General features: G+C 68.3%; 22 protein-coding genes and 1 pseudogene. 10 read left to right on the top strand and 13 right to left on the bottom strand.

Translation table 11 applies throughout. From position 1 onward, the window contains the following. Window positions 1-87: 87 nt before the first annotated feature. From EO170_RS02645 to sufT, 5 genes are all read right to left on the bottom strand, one after another. On the bottom strand, window positions 88-1788 hold the full coding sequence (locus EO170_RS02645) for a S8 family peptidase (RefSeq protein ID WP_126942344.1): 1701 nt from the start codon (window positions 1786-1788) through the stop codon (window positions 88-90). Window positions 1789-2152: 364 nt separating this feature from the next. Next, window positions 2153-3562: a S8 family peptidase gene (locus tag EO170_RS02640; protein WP_164740885.1), complete on the bottom strand. Its 1410-nt coding sequence runs from the start codon at window positions 3560-3562 to the stop codon at window positions 2153-2155. Window positions 3563-3823: 261 nt separating this feature from the next. After that, on the bottom strand, window positions 3824-5569 hold the full coding sequence (locus tag EO170_RS02635) for a S8 family peptidase (RefSeq protein WP_126942341.1): 1746 nt from the start codon (window positions 5567-5569) through the stop codon (window positions 3824-3826). 315 nt (window positions 5570-5884) lie between these two features. Continuing rightward, window positions 5885-6970 (bottom strand): branched-chain amino acid aminotransferase, encoded by a 1086-nt coding sequence (locus EO170_RS02630; protein ID WP_104582243.1) that lies wholly within the window; start codon window positions 6968-6970, stop codon window positions 5885-5887. A gap of 64 nt (window positions 6971-7034) precedes the next feature. Then, on the bottom strand, window positions 7035-7589 hold the full coding sequence (sufT, locus tag EO170_RS02625) for a putative Fe-S cluster assembly protein SufT (RefSeq protein ID WP_016900709.1): 555 nt from the start codon (window positions 7587-7589) through the stop codon (window positions 7035-7037). A 175-nt stretch (window positions 7590-7764) separates the two neighbouring features. Here sufT and EO170_RS02620 point away from each other — a divergent pair, with 175 nt between their 5' ends. Continuing rightward, window positions 7765-8184 (top strand): hypothetical protein, encoded by a 420-nt coding sequence (locus tag EO170_RS02620; RefSeq protein ID WP_126942338.1) that lies wholly within the window; start codon window positions 7765-7767, stop codon window positions 8182-8184. Window positions 8185-8928: 744 nt separating this feature from the next. On the opposite strand, the gene EO170_RS02610 is transcribed toward EO170_RS02620, so the two are convergent. Then, the gene (locus EO170_RS02610) at window positions 8929-10386 is read right to left on the bottom strand and encodes an NAD(P)(+) transhydrogenase (Re/Si-specific) subunit beta (protein WP_104585078.1); all 1458 of its coding nucleotides are present in this window, start codon (window positions 10384-10386) and stop codon (window positions 8929-8931) included. Continuing rightward, window positions 10383-10688 carry an NAD(P) transhydrogenase subunit alpha gene (locus tag EO170_RS02605; protein ID WP_119129683.1) on the bottom strand — a complete coding sequence of 102 codons (306 nt, stop codon included), beginning with the start codon at window positions 10686-10688 and terminating at the stop codon, window positions 10383-10385. The genes EO170_RS02610 and EO170_RS02605 overlap by 4 nt, the downstream gene beginning before the upstream one ends. Before the next feature lie 123 nt (window positions 10689-10811). Here EO170_RS02605 and EO170_RS02600 point away from each other — a divergent pair, with 123 nt between their 5' ends. The 3 genes from EO170_RS02600 to EO170_RS02590 are packed head-to-tail and all read left to right on the top strand — an operon-like array spanning window position 10812 to window position 12213. Continuing rightward, window positions 10812-11375 carry an RNA polymerase sigma factor gene (locus EO170_RS02600; protein WP_126942332.1) on the top strand — a complete coding sequence of 188 codons (564 nt, stop codon included), beginning with the start codon at window positions 10812-10814 and terminating at the stop codon, window positions 11373-11375. Then, a complete protein-coding gene (locus EO170_RS02595; protein WP_126942328.1) occupies window positions 11372-11716 on the top strand; it encodes a hypothetical protein in 345 nt (114 codons plus the stop codon). The genes EO170_RS02600 and EO170_RS02595 overlap by 4 nt, the downstream gene beginning before the upstream one ends. Window positions 11717-11721: 5 nt before the next feature. Further along, on the top strand, window positions 11722-12213 hold the full coding sequence (locus EO170_RS02590) for a DUF3106 domain-containing protein (protein ID WP_126942469.1): 492 nt from the start codon (window positions 11722-11724) through the stop codon (window positions 12211-12213). 187 nt (window positions 12214-12400) lie between these two features. Here EO170_RS02590 and EO170_RS02585 read toward each other — a convergent pair whose 3' ends face one another. Together EO170_RS02585 and EO170_RS02580 are read right to left on the bottom strand one after the other, a co-directional pair. Next, the gene (locus EO170_RS02585) at window positions 12401-13492 is read right to left on the bottom strand and encodes an NAD(P) transhydrogenase subunit alpha (protein WP_126942325.1); all 1092 of its coding nucleotides are present in this window, start codon (window positions 13490-13492) and stop codon (window positions 12401-12403) included. Between the two features lie 119 nt (window positions 13493-13611). Continuing rightward, complete coding sequence (locus tag EO170_RS02580; protein ID WP_126942322.1) at window positions 13612-14211, bottom strand: TetR/AcrR family transcriptional regulator; 600 nt, start codon at window positions 14209-14211, stop codon at window positions 13612-13614. 125 nt (window positions 14212-14336) lie between these two features. Between EO170_RS02580 and EO170_RS02575 the strand changes: the two genes are divergently transcribed. Beyond that, complete coding sequence (locus tag EO170_RS02575; RefSeq protein WP_126942319.1) at window positions 14337-15200, top strand: alpha/beta hydrolase; 864 nt, start codon at window positions 14337-14339, stop codon at window positions 15198-15200. A 158-nt stretch (window positions 15201-15358) separates the two neighbouring features. Here the strand turns inward: EO170_RS02575 and EO170_RS02570 are convergent, their stop codons facing one another. Next, on the bottom strand, window positions 15359-17716 hold the full coding sequence (locus tag EO170_RS02570) for a DUF1631 domain-containing protein (RefSeq protein WP_104585065.1): 2358 nt from the start codon (window positions 17714-17716) through the stop codon (window positions 15359-15361). A gap of 221 nt (window positions 17717-17937) precedes the next feature. Continuing rightward, a pseudogene (locus EO170_RS02565) lies at window positions 17938-20189 on the bottom strand (DUF1631 domain-containing protein). Window positions 20190-20318: 129 nt separating this feature from the next. Between EO170_RS02565 and EO170_RS02560 the strand changes: the two are divergent. From EO170_RS02560 to EO170_RS02545, 4 genes are read left to right on the top strand one after another with little or no spacing between them, the layout of a single operon-like run. After that, the gene (locus EO170_RS02560) at window positions 20319-20894 is read left to right on the top strand and encodes a nitroreductase (protein WP_126942316.1); all 576 of its coding nucleotides are present in this window, start codon (window positions 20319-20321) and stop codon (window positions 20892-20894) included. After that, complete coding sequence (locus EO170_RS02555) at window positions 20891-21877, top strand: 5'-3' exonuclease H3TH domain-containing protein (protein ID WP_126942313.1); 987 nt, start codon at window positions 20891-20893, stop codon at window positions 21875-21877. The genes EO170_RS02560 and EO170_RS02555 overlap by 4 nt, the downstream gene beginning before the upstream one ends. Further along, window positions 21874-22425: an NUDIX hydrolase gene (locus tag EO170_RS02550; protein WP_164740884.1), complete on the top strand. Its 552-nt coding sequence runs from the start codon at window positions 21874-21876 to the stop codon at window positions 22423-22425. The genes EO170_RS02555 and EO170_RS02550 overlap by 4 nt, the downstream gene beginning before the upstream one ends. After that, complete coding sequence (locus EO170_RS02545; protein WP_126942307.1) at window positions 22418-23203, top strand: N-formylglutamate amidohydrolase; 786 nt, start codon at window positions 22418-22420, stop codon at window positions 23201-23203. Before EO170_RS02550 ends, EO170_RS02545 begins: the two co-directional genes overlap by 8 nt. Window positions 23204-23454: 251 nt before the next feature. Here the strand turns inward: EO170_RS02545 and pip are convergent, their stop codons facing one another. Continuing rightward, window positions 23455-24396: a prolyl aminopeptidase gene (gene pip, locus EO170_RS02540; protein WP_126942304.1), complete on the bottom strand. Its 942-nt coding sequence runs from the start codon at window positions 24394-24396 to the stop codon at window positions 23455-23457. 256 nt (window positions 24397-24652) lie between these two features. Continuing rightward, window positions 24653-25516 (bottom strand): peptide chain release factor N(5)-glutamine methyltransferase, encoded by an 864-nt coding sequence (gene prmC, locus EO170_RS02535; RefSeq protein WP_126942466.1) that lies wholly within the window; start codon window positions 25514-25516, stop codon window positions 24653-24655. Between the two features lie 200 nt (window positions 25517-25716). Here prmC and ahpC point away from each other — a divergent pair, with 200 nt between their 5' ends. Next, a complete protein-coding gene (ahpC, locus tag EO170_RS02530; RefSeq protein ID WP_003488826.1) occupies window positions 25717-26280 on the top strand; it encodes an alkyl hydroperoxide reductase subunit C in 564 nt (187 codons plus the stop codon). Window positions 26281-26428 lie beyond the last annotated feature (148 nt).

Raw genomic sequence — 26428 nt, 5'->3', positions numbered from 1 at the left:
GTGCGCCGGTGCCACGTGCCCGACGCGCGATCACGCGCATAGGCCGGGCGCAGCCCTGCACCCACCGGCGCAGGGCCGCGCGCACGTTCAGTACGTGGCCACCAGCGTGACCGCCGAAAATGCCAGCGTGGCCTTGAGCCGCACGTAATACACCCCTGCCGCAGGCGCGGTCAGCGTGCAGCTGTCGGCGTTGCCCACCACCGCGGTACGGCAGCCATAGGCGGTATCGCTGGGCAATGCGCCGGCGCGCAGCGACAGATCGGCATTGCCGCTGCCTCCGCTGAGCGCCACCCGCAGGCTGCGCGTGCCCGCGGGCACATTGACCTGGTAATACAGCGAACCACCGGTCGCCGCGGCCAGGCCGCTGCGCGCTGCATTGCTGGTCAGGGTGGTCGAGGCGATCACCGCAGCCACCGCACCATCGGCATTGACCAGCCCTGCCCCGCACCCCTGCGGACATGCCACCGGCAATGCACGCGCAGTGCTCTTGAGCATGGCTTCGACGCTGGCCGCACTGAGCGGATTGAGCGCCACCGACTGCATCAACGCCACCACGCCGGCCACGTGCGGCGCCGCCATCGAGGTGCCGCTGTAGACCGCGTAACTGGGATTGCCCGCCGCGGTGGTGCCGCTGTTGAGCGTGGACAGAATCGCCTGGCCGGGAGCGGCGATATCCACGCCCTTGCCGAAGTTGGAAAAACTGGCCTTGGCCCCGGACGACGTGGTCGCGGCCACCGCGATCACGTTCGGGCAATTGGCCGGCACGCTGTTGGAGACATCGACATTGCTGTTGCCGGCGGCCACCACCACGCTGGTGCCGCGTGATACCGCGCTGGCGATCGCATTGCTCAAGGTGGTCGAACAGGTGCCGATGCCACCCAGCGACAGGTTGATCACCTTGGCCGGGGTCGGATTGGCCGGCACACCGGACACCGTGCCGCCGGAGGCCCACACGATCGCATCGGCGATATCGGACAGATAGCCGCCGCAACGGCCCAGTACGCGCACCGGCAGCACCTTGGCATTGAATGCCACGCCTGCCGTGCCGGCGCCATTGTTGGCGGCGGCCGCGACGATGCCGGCCACATGGGTGCCATGCCAGCTGGAGCTGGACGCGCTGGCGCCGCTGCCGCAGTCGTTGGCCGCGGCCCAGTCGCCCACATCGGCGGCGCTGGTGTCGCGTGCGTTGCCGTCGCGGGCGATGAAGGCGTCGCTGATGAAGTCGTAGCCGGCCAGCACATTGGCCGACAGCTCCGGATGCGTGGTGACGCCGGTATCGATCACGGCCACCACCGCGCCCTTGCCGGTCGCCTTGTCCCAGGCCGGCCGCACGTTGATGCCGGCGGTCGTGGTGCCCAGCGCCCATTGCTCGGACAGGCGGGTGTCATTCGGCACCAGCATCGGACGCATCAGCATGTCCACTTCCACGCGCTTGACCGACGGGTCGGCCGCCAGACGCCGCATCAGCGTTTCCGCATCCACCCGGTCCAGCGCACGGTCGGCCACCAGCAGTTGCGGCCCGACGCCCAGCCAGCGCGACGACGACAGGCCGAGCGCGCGCCCGCGCCGCGCCGGCACTGCGCGGGCGATCTCGCGCAGCGAGCCGCTCAGACGCCCGCCACGGTTGCCAGCGCTGCTGTCCTTGTAGCTGACGATGAAACGCTGATGGGCCGACGCCGACCCCAGCCCCTGCAGGCTGACATCGCCGGCGAACGCGGGCGCAGTGCCGCACAGCAGTGCACAGGCCAGCGCGACATGGCGTAACCCTTTGAATGATAGATGGTGCATGGATCGACCCCTCCCCAAGATGTCGTGGTGCAAACGCGGGCACAGGTGTGCCGCTTCGCATCGTGGTGAGGCGCGCCGACTGGCGTCGCTGCCCACCTGCCCACGCTATCGACCCGGTACGAGCGGACCTGAGCCGGGATCGCCGGCCATACGTGGCGAACCATGGGGTTCGTTAAGGCGGCCGCTTGAAGGGCAGATGCCGGCGACGACCGGAACTGCGCCGACCGGCCCTCCCCGTACACCCCAAAAACGCCATTGCCCCGCGTTTTGGCGGGGCAATGGGGAGACCAAGCGTGCTGCAGCCACACTGCATCACGCAGACCGACGCGGTGCCAACGGTCCGGCCGCTGGCACCGCGCGTGGCTTACGGGGTCTGGCTGACGGCACCGGCCGCGTTGACGATGCCGGCACCGCAGCCACCCGAGCAGGCGCCCGGCAGCGGACGGGCGGTGTTCTTCAACAGGGTTTCCACCGCCGCCGGGGTCAACGGACGGCTCGCCGCCGACTGCACCAGCGCCACCACGCCGGCCACGTGCGGGGCCGCCATCGAGGTGCCGTTGTAGGAAGCGTAGCTGGCGCTGCCCGGGGTGGTGGTGCCGCTGTTGAGCGTGGACAGGATCGCCGAGCCGGGGCCGGAGATGTCGATGGTGCTGCCGAAGTTGGAGAAGCTCGAACGCGCCCCTGCCGAGGTGATCGACGCCACCGAGATCACGTTGGCGCAGCTGGCCGGGGTGAAGTTGGCCACGTTGGCATTGCTGTTGCCGGCCGCCACCACCACCGTGGTGCCGCGCGACACCGCGCCGTTGATGGCGTTCTGGTAGGTGCTGGAGCAGGTGCCGTTGCCGCCCAGCGACATGTTGATCACCTCGGCCGGGTTGGCGTTGGCCGGCACCCCGGACACGGTACCGCCGGACGCCCAGACGATCGCATCGGCGATGTCGGAGGTGGTGCCGCCGCACAGGCCCAGCGCACGCACCGGCACGATGCGCGCATTGAACGCGGTGCCGGCCACGCCGGTGCTGTTGTTGGTGACCGCGGCGATGGTGCCGGCCACGTGGGTGCCATGCCAGCTGGAGTTGGCCGCTGCCACGCCGGAGCCGCATTGGTTGGCAGCGCGCCAGTCGCCCTGGTCGGCCGGATTGCTGTCGCGACCGTTGTTGTCGCGCGCGCGTGCCGCGTCGCTGATGAAGTCGTAGCCCGGCAGCACGTTGGCATTGAGGTCCGGGTGGCTGGTGATGCCGGTGTCGATCACCGCCACCACCACGCCGGTGCCAGTGGCCGTATCCCAGGCCGGACGCACGTTGATGCTCGAGGCGGTGGTGCCGAAGCCCCACTGCTCGGACAGACGGGTGTCGTTGGGGGTCAGCGTCGGGTACATGATCTGGTCGACTTCCACGTACTCCACGCTCGGGTCGGCGGCGATCCGGCGCATCAGCGTCTCGGCCTCGGCGCGGTCCAGGCCGCGGTCGGTCTTGAGCACTTCCGAGCCCAGCGCGGTGCGACGCACGTGATTCAGGCCCAGCGCACGGCCGGCGCGTGCGGGCACGGCGGTGGCGACCGACCTGAGCGATGCACGCATCGAGGTCGGGCTCACCGCGGCGCTGGAACCGTCCCTGTACTTGACGATGAAGCGATCCAGGGTGGGCTGCGAATCCAGGCCGGAAAGATTGACCTGACCGGCAAACGCCGGCACCGCCAGCAGCGAGGTCAGCGCGGACACACCCAGGACCACCAGCGCGCGCGTGGGCGCACGACGTTGCGACACATTGGACATCGATCGTTCCTTATTTGAGAGGGTGCCGCAGGTGCGGCGAGATGGCCGAACCGTCCCCGCGTGCTGCGGATCGGGTCGGGCAGTGCACGGGCGCGTGCGCCCGGCGAGACGACTGACCGATGTCCATTCCGGTCGAGCGGCAACACATCACCGGCGCCTGCCGATGCGGCAGACGTGGGCGACACGTCGCTGATGGGGTAAAGCCGCTCTGCGGCAGCGAATCGGCACTGCCTGGCCATGGCCAGGCAGTGCCGACGTGCCTCAGTAGCTGGCGCGCAAGGTCACGCCGGAGAACGTGCTGTACGCCTTGACCCGCACGTAGTACGTGCCCGACGGCGCGCTGATGCTGCAGGTCTCGGCATTGCCGCTGCGGTACGGGCGGCAGGTGTAGGTGGTGTCGGTCGGCGCACTGCCGGCACGCACGTACAGGTCTGCGTCGCCGCTGCCGCCGCTGATCGCCACGGTCAGCGTGCCGCTACCGGCCGGCACCGCGATGGTGTAGTTCAGTTCCGCACCCGTGGCCGCACCCAGTCCGGTGACCGGCGTGCCGTTGGTCAGGGTGTTGCCGGTGCCGCCACCGCCGCCACCGTTGCTGCCACTGATGGCGGCGGTGACCGCCGCATCGGCATTGACGATGCCGGCACCGCAGCCGCCCGAGCAGGCGCCCGGCAGCGCACGCGCGGTGTTCTTCAACAGGGTTTCCACGGCGGCCGGCGTGAGTGCACTCGGCGCGACCGACTGCACCAGCGCCACCACGCCGGCCACGTGCGGCGCCGCCATCGAGGTGCCGTTGTAGGAGGCGTAGCTGGCGCTGCCCGGCGTGGTGGTGCCGCTGTTGAGCGTGGACAGGATCGCCGAGCCCGGCGCCGACACGTCGATCCCGGTGCCGAAGTTGGAATAGCTGGCCTTGGCGCCGGCCGAGGTGGTGGCTGCCACTGCGATCACGTTGGCGCAGTTGGCCGGCAGCGAACCGGACACGTTGACGGAATCGTTGCCCGCCGCCACCACCACCGTAGTGCCGCGCGAGACCGCACCGCTGATCGCGTTCTGCATGGTGGCCGAGCAGGTGCCGCCGCCGCCCAGCGACATGTTGATCACTTCGGCCGGGTTGGCATTGGCCGGCACGCCGCTGACGCTGCCGCCGGACGACCAGACGATGGCGTCGGCGATATCCGACAGCGAACCGCCGCACTTGCCGAGCACGCGCACCGGCACCACCTTGGCGTTGTAGGCAGTGCCCGCCACGCCGGTGGTGTTGTTGGTCACCGCGGCCACCGTGCCGGCCACATGGGTGCCATGCCAGCTGGAAGTGGCGGCGGGAATGCCGGTGCCGCACTCGTTGGCGGCGTACCAGTCGCCTTCGTCGGCGGGATTGCTGTCGCGTCCATTGCCGTCGCGCGCGGTGGTGGCATCGCTGATGAAGTCGTAGCCCGGCAGGATGTTGGCGTTGAGATCGGCATGGGTGGTGATGCCGGTATCGATCACGGCCACCACCACATTGGCGCCGGTGGCCTTGTCCCAGGCCGGGCGGATATTGAGGCCGGCGTTGGTGGTGCCGAAGGCCCACTGCTCGGACAGGCGGGTGTCGTTCGGGGTCAGCGTGGCGTGCAGGATCTGGTCCACTTCCACGCTCTGCACGTTGGGGTCGGATGCCAGCTGGCGCATCAGGGTTTCGGCTTCGGCGCGGTCGAGTGCGCGGTCGGTCCTGACCAGCTCCGGTCCCAGCGCCAGGCGGCGCACCGAGTTCAGGCCCAGCGCCTTGCCGGCCTTGGCCGGAACAGCGCGCGCGGCGGTGCGCAGCGACGTGCTCAACGCGGTGGCACTGGCCAGCGCGGTGCTGCCGTCCTTGTAGGTCACGATGAATTTCTGGTGGGTCTGGGCAGTGGCCAGGCCATCCAGATAGACCTCACCGGCAAAGGCCGGGGTCGCCAGCAACAACGAGGTCAGCGCAGCCGCGCTCAGGATGGTGAGTGCGCGGGGGCACTTGCGGAAAGACTCGTTCGACATCGAATTCCCTTCTAGATCAAAGAGCACCGCCGTGGCGGTGGTAGCCGGTGCCGCCTTCCATAGGTCAGCACCGAGGTCCCGGATCGACCCCCTGTTATCGATCCGTTCAGCGAACCTACCGCACTACAACCAGACTGGACAATAAGAAGTTCGCACTTTCTACAAATCAAATATCAGATTTGTGACACCGTACGGCACCGTTCAGTCAGTTGAAGACATGTTCGGACATGCATAGCCACGCCCCTGCTGCGCTGCGCCCAAAAAAAAGGCCCCTGCGCGACTGCGCAGAGGCCTTTTTTGACGCGATGTGTTGGCTCAGGACAGACGCACCAGCCAACCATGACGATCCGGGACGCGCCCATATTGGATATCGGTCAGCTCCTGGCGCAGCGACATGGTCACCTCGCCAGCCGGGGCGGACAGATCGCCGACCGCAAAGCCATCGCCCTTCAGCTCGCCGATCGGGGTGACCACGGCGGCGGTGCCGCAGGCGAACACCTCGGTGATCTCGCCCGACGCCACGCCCTGCTTCCACTCGTCGATGGCGACCTTGCGCTCGATCACCTGCATGCCGCGGTCGCGGGCCAGTTGCAGGATGCTGTCGCGGGTGATGCCTTCCAGGATGCTGCCGGACAATTCCGGCGTCACCAGCGTGCCGTCCTTGTAGACCAGGAACACGTTCATGCCGCCCAGCTCTTCGATGTACCTGCCTTCGACCGGGTCCAGGAACAGCACCTGCGAGCAGCCCTGTGCATAGGCCTTCTGCTGCGGCAGCAGCGAGGCGGCGTAGTTGCCCCCGCACTTGGCCGCACCGGTGCCGCCCTTGGCCGCACGTGCGTATTCGGTGGACAACCAGATCGACACCGGCGCCACGCCCTTGGCGAAATACGGACCGGCGGGGCTTGCGATGACGTAGTAAGAGGCCTTGTGGGCGGCACGCACGCCCAGGAACGCCTCGTCGGCGATCATGAACGGACGGAAATACAGGCTGGTTTCCGGGGCCGACGGGACCCAACCGGCATCCACCGCCACCAGCTGGCGCAGCGATTCGACAAACAGGTCGACCGGCAGTTCCGGCAACGCCAGCCGGCGCGCCGAGCGCTGCAGGCGCTCGCCATTGGCCTGCGGGCGGAAGGTCCAGATCGAACCGTCGGCATGCCGGTAGGCCTTGATGCCTTCGAAGATCTCCTGGCCGTAATGCAGCACCGAGGCGGCCGGATCCAGCTGCAGCGGGCCATAGGCGCGCACCTGCGCGTCATGCCAACCGAGCTCGTTGGTCCAGGAAATGGCGACCATATGGTCGGTGAAATGCAGCCCGAAGCCGGGCGCGGCCAGGATCACGGACAGCTCGTCGGCACTGCGCGGCGACGGGGAACGGGTGGAAGCGAAGGACACGGACACCGGAAGATTCCTGTATGGCGGGCGAAAGGACGCGGCGCCACCTCTTGGACATGGCGCCTGATGATCAGAGCATGCCGGTCTCGAGACGGGCTGCTTCGGACATCATATGCCGGCCCCACGGCGGGTCGAAGACCAGCTCGACGTCGGCTTCGGCAATGGTCGGGATCATTTCCACCTTGCTGCGCACGTCGTCGACCAGGATCTCGCCCATGCCGCAACCGGGGGCGGTGAGGGTCATCTTGACGTCCACCCGGCGCTGATCGTCTTCCTCGCGATGGCTGACCACCGCCTCGTAGACCAGGCCCAGGTCGACGATGTTGAACGGGATCTCCGGGTCGAAGCAGGTGCGCAGCTGCTGCCACACCAGCGCCTCCACCTCTTCGTCGCTGGCATCGGCGGGCAGTTCCAGCCCCGGCGGGGCCTCCTTGCCGATCGCATCGCCATCCTTGCCGGCAATGCGGAACAGGTTGCCTTCGACAAAGACGGTATAGCTGCCACCCAGCGCCTGGGTGATATAGCCGTAACTGCCTGCGGGCAGGGTCACCGAATCGCCCTGCGGCACCATGACGGCATCGCAATCGCGTTCGAACTGGACGGGTTCGCTGCTACGGGAATACATGGGCTGGATATGGGGCCGCGGCGGGTGCGCGCAAGTCCGCCATTCTAGCCGACCACGGCAAGGCCGCTGCCGGTTGCCGGATGGAGCCAGCGACGACGCTGCATTCCATCGGCGCGTCCATCACCGCGCAAAGCACGTCGCGCGCCTTATCATGTGCGCACTGTCAGGAGCTCCAATGCCGCCCACCACCGCGTCCGCCAGAACCGCCCACTGGCTCTGGCCCCCGCTCCTGCTGCTGGGATGCGTCACCGCCCTGATCGCCTGGATGCTGATCGCGCTTGCCGCCGGCAACCAGGCAGGCTGGATGGCGGTACTGACGGCCCTGGAAATCGTCTGGATGCTGCGCCTGGGCACGCTGGGCGCCGGCCCGCTGCGCACCGGCGTTGCGGTCGCGGCGACCGCGCTGATCATCGTCGGTGCCAACTGGGGTATCGCCTCGGCGCACCTGGGTGGCGCACTGGGCCTGGACCCGTGGACCTCGGCGCAGAAGATGGGCACCGGGCTGGCCTGGACCCTGCTGCAGCTGGCCAACAACGGTTTCGACCTGCTGTGCTATGCCGCCGCACTGGTCCTGGCGTGGTGGACGGCGCGCTGAGCCAAGCGCGTTTATTGCAATCGCCGGCGCACAGATGCGTTGAAGCGGCGGCCGCCCAGCTTCGGGTAACGCTACTGCTACTGGGTGCTATGCGCTTTGTTGCGCTGACGCAGCGATGCCTGGAGAACTGTGCGACTTGGCTGCAGGGCGCTTTAGCTTGGCTGCAGGGCCCTTGCCCGCCCACCATCGCGGGACACGCCGCAAGTACGTCCTTGTAGGCTCCGGCGCGGCATCCATGCCGCTCAGGGTCCCGCGACGGTGAGCGGGCAAGGACCAGTCGAGATGGTCGGCGTGCATGGCAAGAGCGGTGCTGGATGCGTCCAGTTCGATCGTGAAGCATCGGTTGCACGTCTAGTGCACACCGCACTACAGACAGCTTTCAAACAAGGGCCGGCCAACTGTCTGGTGCGGTGTGCTCTTGCCGGTTGCGGGACCCGTATGACGGCATGGATGCCGCCACCGAGCCCCCCATGGATGTGTTCACGGCGTGTCCCGCAAGCGGTGAGGGCGCCGCGCCCTCGACTAGCCAGGCTTTTGACTATCTGCAAAAAACACCGCTGCGACTCGAAAGCCCGGTGTTTTTCTGAAAGCTCCGCGTCCTGCTCGGGACTGGCTAGACACGGCGAAGAGATCGACTTGGCCCGGCTGTCCTGCAGCTCCGCTACACGGGCCCAGGTGCTGAGGACGGCGCCGCTTCCACGCATGACGTCACAGACGCATCCACCTGATCCGTCGCATGAGGCCTCAGTGCCCGCCCCCGTCCAGCGCCTTCAGCTCGCTGACCAGCGCGCCGGCCGCTTCCGCGCCATCGCCGTACAGCATGCGGGTGTTGTCGGCGTAGAACAGCGCGTTTTCGATGCCGGCAAAGCCGGTGCCCTTGCCGCGCTTGATCACCACCGTGTTCCTCGAATTGACCACGTCCAGGATCGGCATGCCATAGATCGGACTGGCCGGGTCGGTCCTGGCCACCGGGTTGACCACGTCGTTGGCGCCGATCACCAGCGACACATCGGTGCTGGCGAACTCGGGGTTGATATCGTCCATGTCGGCGATCAGGTCGTAGGGCACGCCGGCTTCGGCCAGCAGCACGTTCATGTGCCCGGGCATGCGCCCGGCGACCGGGTGGATCGCGAACTTCACCTTGACCCCGCGCGCGATCAACCGCTGCGCCAGCTCCCAGATCTTGTGCTGCGCCTGCGCCACCGCCATGCCGTAGCCGGGCACGATCACCACCCGCTCGGCGAACGCCATCATCGCCGCCACGTCGCCGGCCTCGATCGGCTTCTGCGCACCGCCGATCTCCTGCGCCTGGCCGCCGCCACCGAAGTTGGAAAACAGCACGCCGCTGATCGGCCGGTTCATCGCCTTGGCCATCAAGCGGGTCAGCAGGATGCCGGCCGCGCCGACCATCATGCCGGCGATGATCAGCGCCTCATTGCCCAGCACGTAGCCCTCGAACGCCACCGCCAGGCCGGTGAAGGCGTTGTACAGCGAGATCACCACCGGCATGTCGGCGCCGCCGATCGGCAGCGTCATCAGCACGCCCAGCGCCAGCGCCACCACGAAGAAGGCGACGATCGCCAGTGGCTGCAGACTGCTGGCCGCCCAGATGCCGAGCACCAGCACCGCCAGTGCCACCAGCAGATTGACCGCCTGCTGGCCCGGAAATGTCACCCGGCGGTCGAGCCGGCCATCCAGCTTGGCCCAGGCCACGATCGAGCCGGACAGCGACACCGCGCCAATCGCCGAGCCCACCACCGCCAGCACCACGGTGGTGGTATCCGGCCGCCGCGCCGCCAGGTCGGCGATGGCCTGTGCGCTCCAGTGGGTGGTATCGCGGTTGGCGAAGAAGGCAAAGCGCAGCAACTCCACTGCCCCGATCGCCGCCGCCGAGCCGCCGCCCATGCCGTTGTACAAGGCCACCATCTGCGGCATGTCGGTGATGGCGACCTTCCTGGCCGACCACCACGCCACCCCGGTGCCGATCGCCAGCGCGGCCAGGATCAGCGGCACGTTATGCAGTTCGGGCAGGAAGAACGTCGCCACCGTGGCGATCAGCATGCCCAGCCCGGCCCAGCGGATGCCGCTGCGCGCGGTCAGCGGCGAGGCCATGCGCTGCAGCCCGAGCAGGAACAAGGTCGCCGCGACCAGATAGCTGGACTTCACCAGCCACGCCAGCAACGCGGCGGTGGAGACGTTCATGGCGCGTCCCCGCCCGGCGGCTTCCTGCTGGACCTGAACATGTCCAGCATCCGCTCGGTCACCACGTAACCGCCGGCCGCATTGCCCGCACCCAGCATCACCGCGACAAATCCCAGCGCCTTTTCCAGCGTGGTGTCGGCATGCCCGAGCACCACCATCGCGCCGATCAGCACGATGCCATGGATGAAGTTGGAGCCGGACATCAGCGGGGTATGCAGGATCACCGGCACCCGCGAGATGATCACGTGGCCGGCGATGGCCGCCAGCATGAAGATGTACAGCGCTACGAATCCGTCGCTCATCGTCGTTCGCTCCACTGGCCGGTGTGGCCCGCCGATCATACCCACGCCATGCGTGCCTGGGCGCGTGTCAACCGAATCGGCACTCGCCCGTTGACGTCGTATCGTCTCCGCGGAAGCTACGCTGTGCTGGTGGGAACCCCTTTCGATCCGCAACCTGCCGCACCGGCCGCCACCGCGCCGGTTTCGCTGGACGCCTTCCTGGCCGGCATCGGCCCGCGTGCGTTCCGCTTTGCCGAGGCCGGCCTGCGTCACCGCGAGGATGCGCTGGACGCGGTGCAGGACGCCATGGTGAAGCTGCTAGGCTACCGCGAGCGCCCGGCCGCCGAATGGACGCCGCTGTTCTGGAGCATCCTGCGCACCCGCATCATCGACCTGCAGCGGCGGCGCAGCTTCCGCCTGAAGTTCTGGGCACCGGCCGAGCGCGCCGACGACGAAGGCACCATCGACTGGGCCGCCCCCGGCACCGGGCCGGTGGACGAACAGCAGCATCAACAGGCCTACCAACGGCTGGTCGAGGCCTTGCGCAGCCTGCCGGCGCGCCAGCGCGAAGCGTTCACGCTGCGGGTGCTGGAAGACCTGGACGTGGCCACCACCGCCAAGGCGATGGGCTGCTCGGAAGGCTCGGTCAAAACCCACCTGTCGCGTGCGCGCGACGCGTTGCAAACACAGTTCGAGGATTTCCTGTGAATCGCTCCCACGACCCGGCCAAGCTGGATGCGCAATTGCGCCAGCTGCATGCCACCGCCCTCACCAGCCTGCCGCCGCAGACCCTGGCGCGCCTGCGCCAGGCCCGTCATGCGGCCGCTCCCACGCGTGCCCGACGCGGTTACTGGTTGCTGGCGACCGCGTGTTCGGGGCTGCTGGCGGTCGGCATCGGCCTGCAACTGCGTCCGGGCGAGCCCACCTCGCCTGCCTCCACCCCGACCCAGGCAATGGCCGGCACCACCACCGATACCGACGACATGCTGACCCAGAATCCGGACCTGTACGTCTGGCTGGGATCCGACACCGCCCTGGCCATGGAATAAGCATGATGACCCGCACCACCCGCCTGTTGTTGACCCTGCTGCTGTGCGCGGCGCCCTGCGCCTCCTTGCTGGCCCAGGCCCATTCCCCCGGACCGCCGGGACCGCCACCGCCGGATGGCCCCGGACCGCGAGGACCCGAACCGCGCGCGGCAGAGACGCCGATGCCCGAGTGGGACAAGCTCACCCCGCAACAGCGTCAGGTGCTGATCGATGCGCTGCGCGAGCGCTGGAACGATGTGCCGGAAGAACGTCCGCGCATGTATCGCCACGCGCGCCGCTGGCTGGACATGACCCCGGAGCAGCGCAAGCAGGCCAAGGCCGGCATGGACCGCTTCCGCAACATGAGCCCCGAGCAGCGTCGCGAGGCCAAGGCCTTGTTCGACCGCATGCGCACGCTCAACCAGCAACAACGCAACGAGCTGCAGCAACGCTGGCAGAAGATGAGCCCGGCCGAGCGCAGCACCTGGTTGCGCGAGCATCCGCCAACCGACGATTGACGGCAGCGTCGCCGCGGCGAGCGCAGCACGCCATCGCACGGGTGCATCCCGGTCCCAGGTGGACGTGCGTGCGGCCACTGTAGGAGCGCGTTGGCGCGCGATGGAGCTTCATCGGTAACGCTCCATCGCGCGCCAGCGCGCTCCTACCCGGAAACGCCAATGCGCAAGGCGCATGGACGCGGCGGAGCTATGCAGTCGCTGTCGCCGACCAGCGTGTCTTGGCCAGCAGTTCGTCGTCCCAATCGAACGACAGCGCGCCATCCTTGATCAGCAATGCGGCGAAGGCGTAGACGTTGCGCGCGAACATCTCGCTGGCGTGCACCGCGCCCTGGCTGGCCAGATCGAGCGGGCCGGCGATCACCACGCCGTCGAGCTCATACGTTTCGCCCGGCCGGGTGGCGGCGCAATTGCCACCGGTCTCCGCGGCCAGATCGACGATCACGCTACCGGCCCGCATGCCGTGCAGCATCTGCATGCTCAGGATCTTTGGCGCCGGCCGGCCGGGCACGGCGGCGGTGCAGACCACCACGTCCACGCCCTTGAGATGGTCGGCAAGACGGCGTTGCTGTTCGGCGCGTTCGTCGTCGGTGAGCTGGCGCGCATAACCGCCCTCGCCGGCCGCGCTCACGCCAAGATCCAGGAAGCGCGCGCCCAGCGAGGCGATCTGTTCGCGCGTTTCCGGGCGCACATCGAAGCCTTCGACCTGCGCGCCCAGCCGTTTGGCAGTGGCGATCGCCTGCAGCCCGGCCACGCCCGCACCGATCACCAGCACCTTGCACGGGCGCATGGTGCCGGCGGCCGTGGTCAGCATCGGAAAGAAGCGTGGCGCCAGCTGTGCGGCGATCAGCATCGCCTTGTAGCCCGCCATGCCGGCCTGCGAACTCAAGACGTCCATCGATTGCGCACGCGTGGTGCGCGGCAGCCGCTCCAGCGGGAATGCGATCAATTCATGCTCTGAAAAGGCCTGCGCGCGGGCAGGGTCGGCATCGGGCGAAAGCATGCCGATCAGCACCGTGTGCGGCTTGCACCGCAGCAGGACATCGATCGGCGGTCCCTGCACGCACAGCACCACGTCGGCCTGTCCCAGTGTGTGTGCCCCGGCCAGTTGCGCGCCGGCCTGTTGGTAGGCCGCATCGTCCATGCTGCTGGCGCGTCCGGCGTCCGGCTCGATCCACACGCTGGCGCCAAGCGCGACCAGTTTCCTGATCGTTTCCGGCGTTGCCGCCACGCGGCGCTCGCCGGCCGCCCGTTCTTTCAGCACCAGCACCTGCACAGCCATGGGTTGCTCCGGTCTCGCGCTCCAGTGGCGGCGATGCTAGCAGAGCCACGCACCGTCGCCGGGCGTGCGGACCGGCAAGCGGCCAGCCAGGCCATGCCCGCGCAGGTCCGGCCCGTGTTTCAGGGTTCGAGCACGGCGTGCAGCAACGGCGCAAACACCACCTCCGGTGCGAAGGCCAGCAAGGCCGTGTGCTTGCGGTCGATCGCAAGCGAGGCATAGCCATGCACCGCGCTCCAGGCCAGCAGCGTGCGTTGCTGCAGCACGTCCGTGGCCGGGGCATGGCCGTGACGGGCGATCCACTGCGTCCGCACTGTCTCGCGCAGGCTCGCCATCGCCGCATCGCTGGCCTGCACGAGCCGCGGCAGGCTGCGCGGGCTCACCTCCAGCCCCAGCATCAGCCGAAACTGCTGCGGGTAGTCCAGCGCAAACCGCACATACCCCAGGCCACAGCCGAGCAAGGGGTCGGCCAGTTCCTGCTGGGCGGCACAAATGCAGGCGAGCATGCGTTCGTAGCCGTCGGCCGCCAGCTCCGCGAGCAATCCGTCCAGCGAACCGAAGTGATGCGCCGGAGCCGCGTGCGAGACGCCGGCGCGCCGCGCGCATTCGCGCAAGCTCAACCCACGCACGCCGGATTTGCTCAGCAGCTCCCAGCCGGCGCGCCGCAACGTGGCCGGCAGGTCGCCGTGATGATAGGCAGCAGACGCATCGGTGCGCGACATGGAGGCTTCGTTTTTCGGGATTCCAGTGGAGCAGATCATCTTGACGATGACAAGATCCAACTGCAGACTCGCCCATCTTGTCACCAGCAAGATACAGCGCTTCCTCCTCCACAAGGATCCTTCCCATGAGCGCGTCCATCGCCAAACTGCGTCTCCGGCTGCTTCGCGGTGTGCTGGCCGGCGCCAGCCGCCTGGCCCCTGGCCCGACCGGGCGCTATCTGGCGCGCCGTTTCGTGACACCTGCGCGTGCAGGGCGGCAGCAGGCGGCCGCCCTCGCGGCAACCTTGACCGACGTGCAACGCAAGACGCTGCACATCGACGGGTTCGACATTGCGGTGTACCAGTGGGGCGAGCTGAGCCAGCAGCCGTATGTGCTGCTGTCGCATGGCTGGTCCAGTTACGGGCTGCGTTTTGCTGCATGGGTGCCGCAGCTGCGCGCACTCGGCTACGCGGTGCTGGCGTTCGATCAGGCCGCGCATGGCCTGAGCGGCGGACAGATCAGCAACATGCCGCATTTCGTGCAGGTCCTGCGCCAGATCGGCAGCCGTTTCGGCCGCCCTGCCGCCTTCATCGGGCACTCGATCGGCGCGGCAGCGGCGGTGTTTGCCAACGACCCCGCATGGCGGCCCGAGCGCTACGTGCTGATCGCGCCACTGGTCGAACCCAGTGCCAGTGCGCACCGCCAGTTTCGTGCCTCGGGGATCGCACCCGCCGCGTTTGCGCCATTCGAAAACTGGCTGTGCCAGCTCACCGGCCTGCGTTTTGCCGATCTCGACGCGAGCCTGCACCTGCCACAGTTCGATCGCCCGGCGCTGGTCATCCATGACCGCCGCGACCGCGAGACGCCGTGGGAGGAAGGCGCACGCTTTGCCGCATTGTGGCCGGGCGCGCAGCTGTTCAGTACCGAGGGCCTGGGCCATAACCGCCTGGTCGATCACGCTTCGGTAATGGCGCGGGCGCTGGCGTTCATCGGCCCGGCAGCGCGGTAACTGCACGCGCGTTGTGCCGCAGGCGCGTGCTGCGGTGGTGCGATGCCCCCGGCACACATGCTGGACGAAGCCTCGCTTGCGCCGGTTGCGGTGCGCTGCATCGCAATCGTACGGCCCTGTGCTGATCAACCACGACGCGGCAACGCGGTGACTGCCGCTCAGTGCACCGTGCTGTTATGCAGCGGATCCAGCCGATCGATCACGCCCTGCATCGCGCTGTCGAACGCGCCATCGTTGATGTGTTCGCGTAGCCGGCCCAGGCGCACCATCACCGCCAGTTCCTCCGGCGAGGCGACGCAGAAGCGCACGCCGCGGCGATTGACGAACAGCAGCCGCTGCGAGATCGGACTCACCCACGACAGCTTGCCTGCCTGCACCTTGCCGTCCTTGTCGACGAAATCCAGCCAGGTGCCGATATCCATCGCGCGAAAACGCTCGGCATCGGCGCTGTCGATGCTCTGCGCCACCGCTTCGGCGCCAAGCACCACGCTGACGCTTTCGGCAGCCGGCGGCGGCAGATTGACCTGCGGCAGCTCCGGCAAGGCCTTTTCCAGCTCCGGACGCGCTTCGGCGATCGCCTGCAGGGTGTCGTGCAGCGCGCTGATCGCCACCACCACCGCATCACCGTGCAGGCCGATGCTGGCGAACACGCGATGCAGGGCCGGCTGCCAGACCTGCAGCCACGGCTTGCCGACGATGTGGCGACGTGCCTCGGCCAGTTCTTCGAGCACGCCGTCGGCCAGGGCGAGGGCCTCGAGGGTGCCGGGACCTTCGTCGCCGTCGCGCAGGATCGCCATGGTCAGGTGGTGCAGCCACGGCTGACGCAGGAAATCCTCCACCGCCCTGGGCAGCGGCGTGCCGGCCTGGGTGCGCTGTTCCAGTTCCGACAGCGCGCGGCTGCGCGCCAGCTCGAGCTTTTCCTGGCCACGCTGAGTTTCGGTGGCGCGGCGCTCGGCGATCTCCACCCGGCGCCGGTGCTGGGACAGGAAATCGCGGAATTCCTCTTCCAGGGTCATGAAGATCGCCAGGTTCTCGTTGAACTCGGCCACCAGGCGGTCGACGATTTCCTCGACCTTGCCCATCAGCACGCGCTCGGCGGCGCTGTCGCCGTTGTTGCCTTCGCAGGCCTCGGCCAGCGAGTTGAGCAGGCGCCGCGCGGGATGGGTCTTCTGCACGAACATCTTGCGGTCCAGCAGCGCGACCTTGACGAAGGGCACCACCAGGCGGCCGATCATTTCGCGCGAGCGGTTTTCCAGGTCGCGTTCGTCCAGCATTACGTCGAACAGCATGCCGACCAGATCGATCGCATCCTCGTCCATCGGGTCCAGGCGCGCGGTGGCCGGATCCACGCCCAGCCGGGTGGCGCTGGACAGCACTTCGTTCTTCAGCCGTTGGGCCAGCGATTCGGTGTCGTCGCCGATGGCCGCCTGCAGCGTCGCGCTCGGCGTGGCCTGCAGCAACGACAGCACCGACATCATTTCGCGCTGGCTCAGCGGGCGTTGCTGGCCCACCGCCACCGAGGCGGCAGAGGCGGCGTTGTCGCGCACGCTGCGGGTCTGCTGCAGCAGTTCGTGCAGCGCCTCCAGCAGCATGCCCTGGCTCCCGCCGGGATGATCGGCCTCGCCACCGTCCATGCCGCCCGCACCGCCGCCGTCGGCCTGGCCACGCTGGGCGGCAGCCTGCATGCGGCCGCGGCTATGCGCCCAGCGGTCCAGAAAACGGTTGGCCCAGGCCGGTGCGTACTGGTCATTGAGATCGTCGCCGCCCATCTGCGCAGCAGCGCCCTGGGCCTCGGCCTGGGCGCGCTCTTCGGGCGTCTCGCCCCGGGGCTGCGCGCGCGGCGGCGGGCGCTTGGGCTGGGAGATTTCCGGCATGACGCCGGCCTTGGCCAGCGTCTCGTCCAGACGCGCATACAACTTGCCGATCGACTCGGCCAGGTCGCGCTCGCACAGCTTGATCAGCACCAGGCGCACTTCCGGCGCCAGGTCGCAGGTGGCGAAGGCTTCGTGGATCGCCACGCCCAGATGTTCCGGACCCAGCGGATTGGTATCGGCCACCAGCTCCAGGCCGCCGGCAATCCAGCCCAGGCGGCGGTCCACCCGCGCCAGCACCTGCTTGAAGTCGCGCAGCAGCACGGTGGCCAGATTGCGCACCGCCAGCCGCGATTCGAGCACGTGTTCGGGCACCAGGCTCAGCGGGCCGGTGCCGATGTCCCCTGCCAGGACCACCTCGGCCGACAAGGGCTCGCCCAGCAGCAGCGCCTGCCAGCCGTCGTCCAGCTGCTGGCGGAACTGCGTGGTCACCTCGTCGCGCTTGCGGCGCAACTCGCGCATGCCATCGAGAAACAGCAGCTGCGATGCGCCGGCGGACTCGGCGCGATCGAACAGCACATCGTCAAAGTGTGCGACGGCAGCTGCGAACACCTGCGCGAGTGGGGGCACGAACACGGCGTGCGCCTGTTCGAGCAAGCGTTGGTCACGGCCCGGATGTCCCGACGGACTGGGCTGAAAAGTCATGCGCAAAGGCTCCCCGCCCCTGCAGGCGTGAAAATATTCAAACGAGAAACAGCAGACGCGGCCCCAAATTCCGCCACCGCATGGTAGGCGTTTCGCTCGTTTGTTAAGTGTGACACCGTTCGCACTTTACTCGTGACCGCCCAAGGTTTGCGTGTCAAGCCAACATCCTAGCTGCATCGTTGCGGTGGCGCTTGCCCACGCGCGTTCATCGCCTGCGGGGGTTAAGCCTCCAGGCTGTACGGCCGCTCCAGCGTATCGACCACGTCCTGCATCGCGCCGTAGAACGCATCGTCGTCGCGATGCAGGCGCAGCCGGTCCAACCACGCCATCATCGCCAGCTCCTCCGGCCAGGACACGCACAACCGCCCGCCGCGCCGGTTGACGAACATCAGCCGCCCGGAAATCGGGCTGATCCACGACAGCTTGCCGGCCTGCGCACGCCCTGCCGGTCGATGAAGTCCAGGCAGGTGCCGATCGGCATGGCACGGAAGAAATCGGCGGTGACGCGATCGAATGCCACCTGCGCGCTGGCGTCCAGCAACGGGGTCAGCGGCGCGTCGACCGGGTCGGCCGGAGCGGGGCTCGGGAGCAGCGCGGCCAGGGTTGGCGCGCGCAGGACCGGATCGGGCGGCCCGGTCACCGCGACCGGGGGCGTGGATACCAGCGCATGCTGCAACTCCTGCACGGCCCGCCCGGCCTCGCATGGCGCCAGCCCGGCCAGGGTGAAGGCCTGCACCAGCTGCGCGCGCTGCGCCTCCAGCGCCGTGTCGCCAGGGGCAGCCGTCAGTTGCGCCAGTACCGCATCGCCCAGGGCCACCGCGGCCTCCAGCGCCGGGCCGCCGCCGTCGCCGCGCAACGCCGCCTGTTGCACATACGGCTGCCAGACGCGGCCGAGAAAATGCGCCACCAGCGGCGGCAGCGGCCCACGCGCCAGGCGTTCGGCCAGCGCCTGCGCGGCGGTGCTGCGTGCGCGTTCGCGGCGCTCTTCGGCGTGCTGCAATTCGTTGGCACGGCGCTCGGCGATCTCCACCCGACGGCGGTAGTGCGCGTAACTGGCACCGAACTCGGCTTCCAGCGTCAGAAACACCCCCGGATGCTCGTCGAAATCACGCACGAGCGTATCGACCACCGCCTGCACCTGGTCGAGCAAGGCCTGTTCTGCCGCGGTTTCGCCGGCATTGCCGTCGCAGGCCTCCACCAACAGGTTGAGCAGGCGACGCGCCGGGTGGCCATCGCGCACGAACAGGAGGCCGTCCAGCATCGCCAGCTTGGCCATCGGCACCAGCAACTGGCCGAGCACACTGCGCTGCGCATCGGACAGATGGCTTTGCACCAGGATCGCGGTGAACAGCAGGGCCACCAGATCCAGCGCGTCTTCATCGTCGGGGTTCAGGCAGGTGGTGGCCGGATCCACGCCAAGCGCGGCAGCGGCACGCCTGACCTGCTGGCGCAGGCCACGCGCCAGGCCCAGGCCGGTGCCGTCGATGGCGTCGAAACCGGCCGCAGGCATGGTCTGCAGCAGCGACAGCGCCGAGACCACCTCGCGCGGCGACAGCAGACGCCGCTCGGCAAAGGCGGGCGTATCGATATCCGCATCGGGTTCGCGTTGGCGGCGTGCATGCTGCAGCAACTGGTGCAGGCCCGCCGGCAGCAGCGCGCGGCCGCTGCGCAGATGCACGTCGATCGCCCCGCCGCCGGCCAACGCCCCCTGCCCGCCCGACCAGCCGGCAAAGAAGCGCGCAATCCAGTCCGGCGTCTCGGCGGCCTGCGCGCCTGCGCCGTCGTCCTGGCGCGGAATGCCACGCCGCCGGCTGCGTGGCTGCGGCAGCTCGCGCAAGCGCGCCACCTGCACCAGCGCCTGTTCCAGCGCGCCATAGCGCTGGCCGATGCGCTCCATCAGGTGCTGCTCGCAGACCTTGATCACCGCCAGATGCGCCTTCGGCGCCAGCGGCACTCCCTGAAAGGCGTCGTACAAGGCCACGCCCAGATGCTCCGGCCCGAACGGATTGCTGTCGCCGTCGATACGCAGCCCGCCGGCAATGAAGCCGAGATAGCGATTGAGCCGCATCAGCTCCGGGCGCCACTGGTGCTGCAGCGCGCCGGCCAGATTGCGTACCGCCAGGCGCACCTCCAGATCCTGCTCGGGCAGCAGGGTCAGCCCGGCCGCACCGCGCCCCAGGCTGCGATCGGCCGACAACGGCCGCCCGGCTTCCAGCCCCTGCCAGGCCTTGGCCAGATGCCCGCGAAAACGCGCAGTGATCGGCTCGCGCTGCTGCCGCACCGCCTGGATGGCTTCTAGGAAGTCGTTCTGGGCCGTGCCGGCATCGGCCGCCAGCCGGAACAGTGCCTCGGCCAATGCATCCTGGAATTGGACAAAGGCATCGGCCAGCGGCACCAGCACGATCTCGCGTACCTGATCGAGCAGCTGCGGGTTGCGGCTGGGAAGCACGGGGGTGGACACGAACTGGGTCATCGGGCAGCGCACAGGACGAACACGGAAGGGATTCACGACCGGGCCGACCTCGGCCCGCCGCCCATGATGCGGCGGACGTTGGGAAGGGCCCGTCTATACTTGCCCGCATCCTCGCCTCGACCCGAAATTATGCACGCACCGTATTCGCTCCAGGCGCTGGACGCGCGCCGCTCGGTCCCATCCAAACAGCTGGGCGAACCCGGCCCGGATGACGACACCTTGCTGCGCATGCTCGCCTCGGCAGTGCGCGTGCCCGACCACGGCAAGCTGGTGCCGTTCCGCTTTCTGCGCATCAGCGGTGACGCACGCCAGGCACTGGGCGATTTCCTGGCCGAGCGCACCCAGGCCGCCGACCCGCTGGCGCCGCCCGCAGCAGTGGAAAAAGACCGCAACCGTTTCAATGATGCGCCGCTGGTGGTCGTGGTGATCGCCACACTGCGCCCCGGGCACAAGGTGCCCGAGCAGGAACAGCTGCTCACCGCCGGCTGCGTGTGTTTCGCGCTGCTGCAGGCCGCGCAGGCGCATGGCTTCGGCGCGCAGTGGCTGACCGCATGGATGGCCTACGACCCGGCGGTGACCGGCTATCTGGGCCTGGAGCAGAACGAGCGCATCGCCGGTTTCATCCATATCGGCACCCCGCGCATGCAGGTGCCCGAGCGCGAGCGCCCGGACCCGCGTGCGCTGCTGCGCGACTGGACCCCGTGACCACGCACACCCCCACGCTTGCGGGCGCGCCCCTGGCGGTCACTCGCCCGACCCCGCTGTATCTGGTCGATGCCAGCCTGTACGTGTTCCGCGCCTGGCATTCGATCCCGGACGAATTCCAGGATGCGCAGGGCTGGCCGACCAATGCCGTGCACGGCTTTGCCCGTTTCCTGCTCGACCTGCTCGAGCGCGAGGATCCCGCGCACATCACCATCGCCTTCGACGAGGCGCTGGACAGCTGTTTTCGGCATGCGATCTACCCGGCCTACAAGGGCAATCGCACCCCGGCACCGGATGCCTTGCGGCGCCAGTTCGCGCACTGCAAGGCGCTGTGCGCCGCGCTGGGCCTGAGCGTGCTGGCACACCGCGATTACGAGGCCGACGATCTGATCGGCAGTGCCCTGCACAGCGTGCGTGCGCACGGCCTGCGCGGGGTGATCGTGTCGGCCGACAAGGATCTGTCGCAGCTGCTGCTCGAGCACGACGAACAGTGGGATTACGCGCGCAACCTGCGCTGGGGCATGGACGGGGTCAAGGCGCGCCACGGCGTGCATGCGCACCAGATCGCCGACTACCTGGCGCTGTGCGGCGATGCGATCGACAACATTCCCGGCGTCACCGGCATCGGTGCCAAATCGGCGGCGGTCCTGCTGTCGCATTTCGGCAGCCTGGATGCGTTGCTGGAACGCATCGACGAGATTCAGTTCCTGCGCCTGCGCGGCGCGGCGCAGATGGCCGCGCGCCTGCGCGAGCAACGTGAACACGCATTGCTGTGGCGCCAGCTCACCACCATCGCCCTCGACGCGCCATTGGCGCTGACCGGTGCCGGTTTCACGCGCGCGCAAGCCGATACGGACATGCTGGGCCGATTGTGCGAGAGCCTGCGCTTTGGCCCGCTCACCCGGCGCCGGTTGCTGGCCGCGTGCAGTGGCGCGCCGGCACCGCGCACTCCCGTTTCCCTGGAACAAGGTCTGCATCCATGAACCGACACGATACCCCGCCCACCGTGGTCTACGAAGGCAAGTACCAGCGCATGGTCGTGCGCGGCACCTGGGAATATTCCGAGCGCGTGCATGCCGGCGGCCTGGCCGCGATCATCGTGGCGGTGACCCCGGATGATGCGATGTTGTTCGTCGAACAGTTCCGCGTGCCGCTGCAGGCACGCACCATCGAAATGCCGGCCGGCCTGGTCGGCGACGTGCATGCCGACGAGTCGATCGAGCTGTCGGCCATTCGCGAACTGGAAGAAGAAACCGGCTGGACCGCCGAGCACGCCGAAGTGATGATGATCGGTCCCACCTCGGCCGGCGCCAGCAGCGAGAAGATCGCCTTCGTGCGCGCCACCGGCCTGCGCAAGGTCGGCGCGGGCGGCGGCGATGCCAGCGAGGACATCACCGTGCACGAGATCCCGCGCGCGCAGGTCGGCGCCTGGCTGGTGCAGAAGATGGCCGAGGGCTACCAGATGGATCCCAAGCTGTGGGCCGGGCTGTATCTGGTCGATCACGCACTGGACGGCACCCCGCGTGGCTGAAGCGACCGCTGACCGCCTGCTGGGCGCCGACGATCCGGCAGCCTTCAGCGTGCACAACCCGCAGGCCGCCTCGCCGTGGCTGTTGATCGCCGACCACGCCGGTCAACGCGTGCCGGCGCGGCTGGCCAATCTCGGCCTGCCGCAGCATGCGCTGGACCGCCATATCGGCTGGGATATCGGCATTGCCGGGGTCACCCGCCTGCTGGCCGATGCGCTGGATGCCATCGCCATCGCGCAGACCTATTCGCGCTTGGTGATCGACTGCAATCGCCCGCACGGTTCGGCCACGCTGATGCCCGAGGTCAGCGACGGCACCTCGATTCCGGGCAACCTGCAGCTGTCGGCCGACGCGCGGCAGCAACGCATCGACGAGATCTTCGCGCCGTACCACGCGCGCATCGCGGCGGAGCTGGATGCGCGTGCACAGCGCAGGCAACCGACCGTGCTGGTGTCGATGCACAGCTTCACACCGATCATGGCCGGCAATGCGCGGCCCTGGCATGCCGGCGTCCTGTACAACCGCGACACCCGGCTGGCACACCGGCTGCTGCAGGCCTTGCGCGAGGAGCCGGATCTGGTGGTCGGCGACAACCAGCCGTATGCGGTCAGCGACACCAGCGACTACGCGATTCCGGTCTACGGCGAAGGCCGCGGCCTGCTGCATGTGGAACTGGAACTGCGCCAGGACCTGATCGCTGACGCGACCGGCCAGCAGGCCTGGGCACGGCGACTGGCACGCATCCTGCCGCCACTGGCACAGGCATTGCTGCCGCCCTGAAACCGACAATCACGGTAGGAGCGCGCCCGCGTGCGATGGGGCGTTATCGGTAACGCCTCATCGCGCGCAGGCGCGCTCCTACGGGGCATGCGGCGGCGGCGCTGATCCGCAGCCTCGGTGACGACGGTTGCCTCGTAGGAGCGCACCCGGGCGCGACAGGCCGTCCCGTTACCCTACGTCGCGCCCGGGTGCGCTCCTACCGCTGGCGCGCGAGCACTGCTGCAGCTTCCCGTGCACGCTCCCGGTTGCGCTCAGGCAAACCCATCGGTCGCGCGCACCAGCGCATCGACGTTTTCCGGCTCGAATGCCGAATGACCGGCGGCCGGGCTGACCTGCAGCTGCGCCTTCGGCCAGGCCTTGTGCAGATCCCAGGCGCTTTGCATCGGGCACACCACGTCGTAACGCCCCTGCACGATCACGCCGGGGATATCGGCGATGCGGTGCGCATCGCGCAGCAGCTGGTCTTCGACCTCGAAGAAACCGCCGTTGACGAAGTAGTGGTTCTCGATGCGCGCGAACGCCAGTGCAAAATGCGCGTCCTCATGCCCGGTGACGAAATCATCGTCCACATGCAGGAAGCTGGTGGCGCCTTCCCATACGCTCCACGCCTTGGCCGCGGCCAGCCGCGTGGCTTCGTCGTCGCTGGTGAGGCGGCGGTGGAAGGCGGAGATCAGATCGGCGCGTTCCACCAGCGGAATCGCGTTGATGTAGTGCTCCCAGGCATCCGGGAACAGCCGGCTGGCGCCTTGCTGGTAGAACCATTCCAGCTCGAAGCGGCGCAGCAGGAAGATGCCGCGCAACACCAGCTCGGTGACCTGTTGCGGATGGGTCTGCGCGTAGGCCAGCGCCAGCGTCGAGCCCCAGCTGCCGCCGAACACCTGCCAGCGCGCGATGCCCAGGTGCGTGCGCAAGCGTTCGATATCGGCGACCAGGTCCCAGGTGGTGTTGTTCACCAGATCGGCATGCGGGATGGAGCGGCCTGCGCCACGCTGATCGAACAGCACGATGCGGTACTTGGCCGGGTCATGGAAGCGCCGCATCTTGTCGTTGCAACCGCCGCCGGGGCCGCCATGCAGCATCACCACCGGCTTGCCCTGCGGATTGCCGCACTGCTCGAAATACAGGGTGTGGCGGTCGTCGACCTGGAGGGTGCCGTGGTCGTACGGCGTGATCTCGGGATAGAGCGTGCGCATGCGTCGGTCCTGCGGGAAACCGCTAGTGTATCGGCAGCCGGCGCACCCACGCCGGGCGCATCCACGCGATCGACCAAGGGCAGGTGCACGGCGGTACACGAAGGCCTGGTGCAGCTGATCCAAGACGCCCGCAGGCGCCGCCAGGCAGGCGCGGTCGCCGCCCGGAACGGACTGCCCCGTGCACCTGGCCCGGGGCAGAGCGCGCCGTCTGCACCCATCTGACGACCGCTTTTCACCGTGGCTAGCCTAACTGTGGCTAGCCGCCTAGTCCGTCCGCAGCGCGCGACCAGCGCCCTGACGTCACCCGATCGCGCTGTTCCAGGTCCTGATGGGTCGCCACCGCATCGAAGCCGCGCGCCCGCAGCAGCTCGGCCACCGCCGCGCCCTGGTCCCAGCCATGTTCGAGCAGCAACCAGCCGCCCGGCAGCAGATGCGCGGGCGCATCGGCAACGATCAGGCGGATGTCGTCCAGGCCGTCGGGGCCGGAGGCCAGCGCACTGGCCGGCTCGTAGCGCAGATCGCCCTCACCCAGATGCGGATCCTGCGCGGCGATATACGGCGGATTGCTGGCAACCAAATCGAAGCGCTCGCCGGCCAGCGGCGCGAACCAGCTGCCCTGCCGGCAGTCGACATTGCGCAACCGGTGGCTGTCGGCATTGCGCTGGGCAACTGCCAGCGCCGCCGCACTGGCGTCGGTGGCGAGCACCTGTGCCTGCGGCCGCTCGCTGGCGATGGCCAGCGCGATCGCCCCGCTGCCGGTGCCCAGATCGGCAACGCGGCGGCCAAACAGGTTGTCCAGGCGCTCGAGTGCCAGTTCGACCAGCAGCTCGGTGTCGGCGCGCGGGATCAGCGTGGCAGTGGAGACCGCCAGCTCCAGCGTCCAGAACCCACGGCTGCCGGTCAGATACGCCACCGGCTCGCCGCCCTGGCGCCGCTGCACCAGCGCTTCGAACGCCCGGGCCACAGACGGGTCGACCAGGTCACGGCCATGCGCGAACAACCAGGCGCGGTCGCGGCCCAGCGCGTGCAGCAGCAGCGGCTCGGCATCGCTGCGGTCGATTCGCTCCACTGCCCGCCGCAACAACTGCTCAGCGGCAAGAGCGTGCGGGTCCTGGCTCATACGGTTCATTCACTCCTGCGCAACATCGGCCAACCATTATCGGAGATGGAATCTGCCCCCGCAGCGGCAGACGCCGTCTGCACACTCGATAGCCACAGCCTATCTATACAATTCCATCAATCGATTTGAGAAATCTATCGATCCTGCCTACCATGGCGACTGTTCCATCCCCCGTCCCCTTCACCGCACGAGGAAACTCAATGTCTCTCATCAACACCCAGGTCCAGCCGTTCAAGGCGAATGCGTACCACAACGGCAACTTCATCGAAGTCACCGAGGCCAGCCTGAAGGGCAAGTGGTCGGTGCTGATCTTCATGCCGGCCGCCTTCACCTTCAACTGCCCGACCGAAGTGGAAGACGCCGCCGACAACTATGCCGCGTTCCAGAAGGCAGGCGCCGAGGTCTACATCGTCACCACCGATACGCACTTCTCGCACAAGGTGTGGCACGAAACCTCGCCGGCCGTGGGCAAGGCGCAGTTCCCGCTGATCGGCGACCCGACCCACAAGCTGACCCGTGCCTTCGGTGTGCACATTGAAGAAGAAGGCCTGGCCCTGCGCGGCACCTTCATCATCAATCCGGAAGGCGTCATCAAGACCCTGGAAATCCACGACAACTCCATCGCCCGCGACGTCACCGAGACGCTGCGCAAGCTGACCGCTGCCCAGTTCGTCGCCAACAACCCTGGCCAGGTCTGCCCGGCCAAGTGGAAGGAAGGCGCCAAGACCCTGGCTCCGTCGCTGGACCTGGTCGGCAAGATCTAAATCGACCATCCCTTGCGGCCTGTCCTCAGGCCGCAAGGACATCTCCGGCCCAGCACAGGGCCGGGGGTGAACCGGAGCCGGTGCCGGGCTGCCCGCCAGCCATCGCCAGCACGCATTCCCGACATCGCGCCGGCTGCGGTTCATCCCC

Source organism: Xanthomonas sp. BRIP62409 (assembly GCF_003992965.1).
GTDB lineage: Bacteria > Pseudomonadota > Gammaproteobacteria > Xanthomonadales > Xanthomonadaceae > Xanthomonas > Xanthomonas euroxanthea.
Note: the sequence above shows the minus strand (reverse complement) of the source record. Positions and strands in the feature narration are given on the sequence as shown.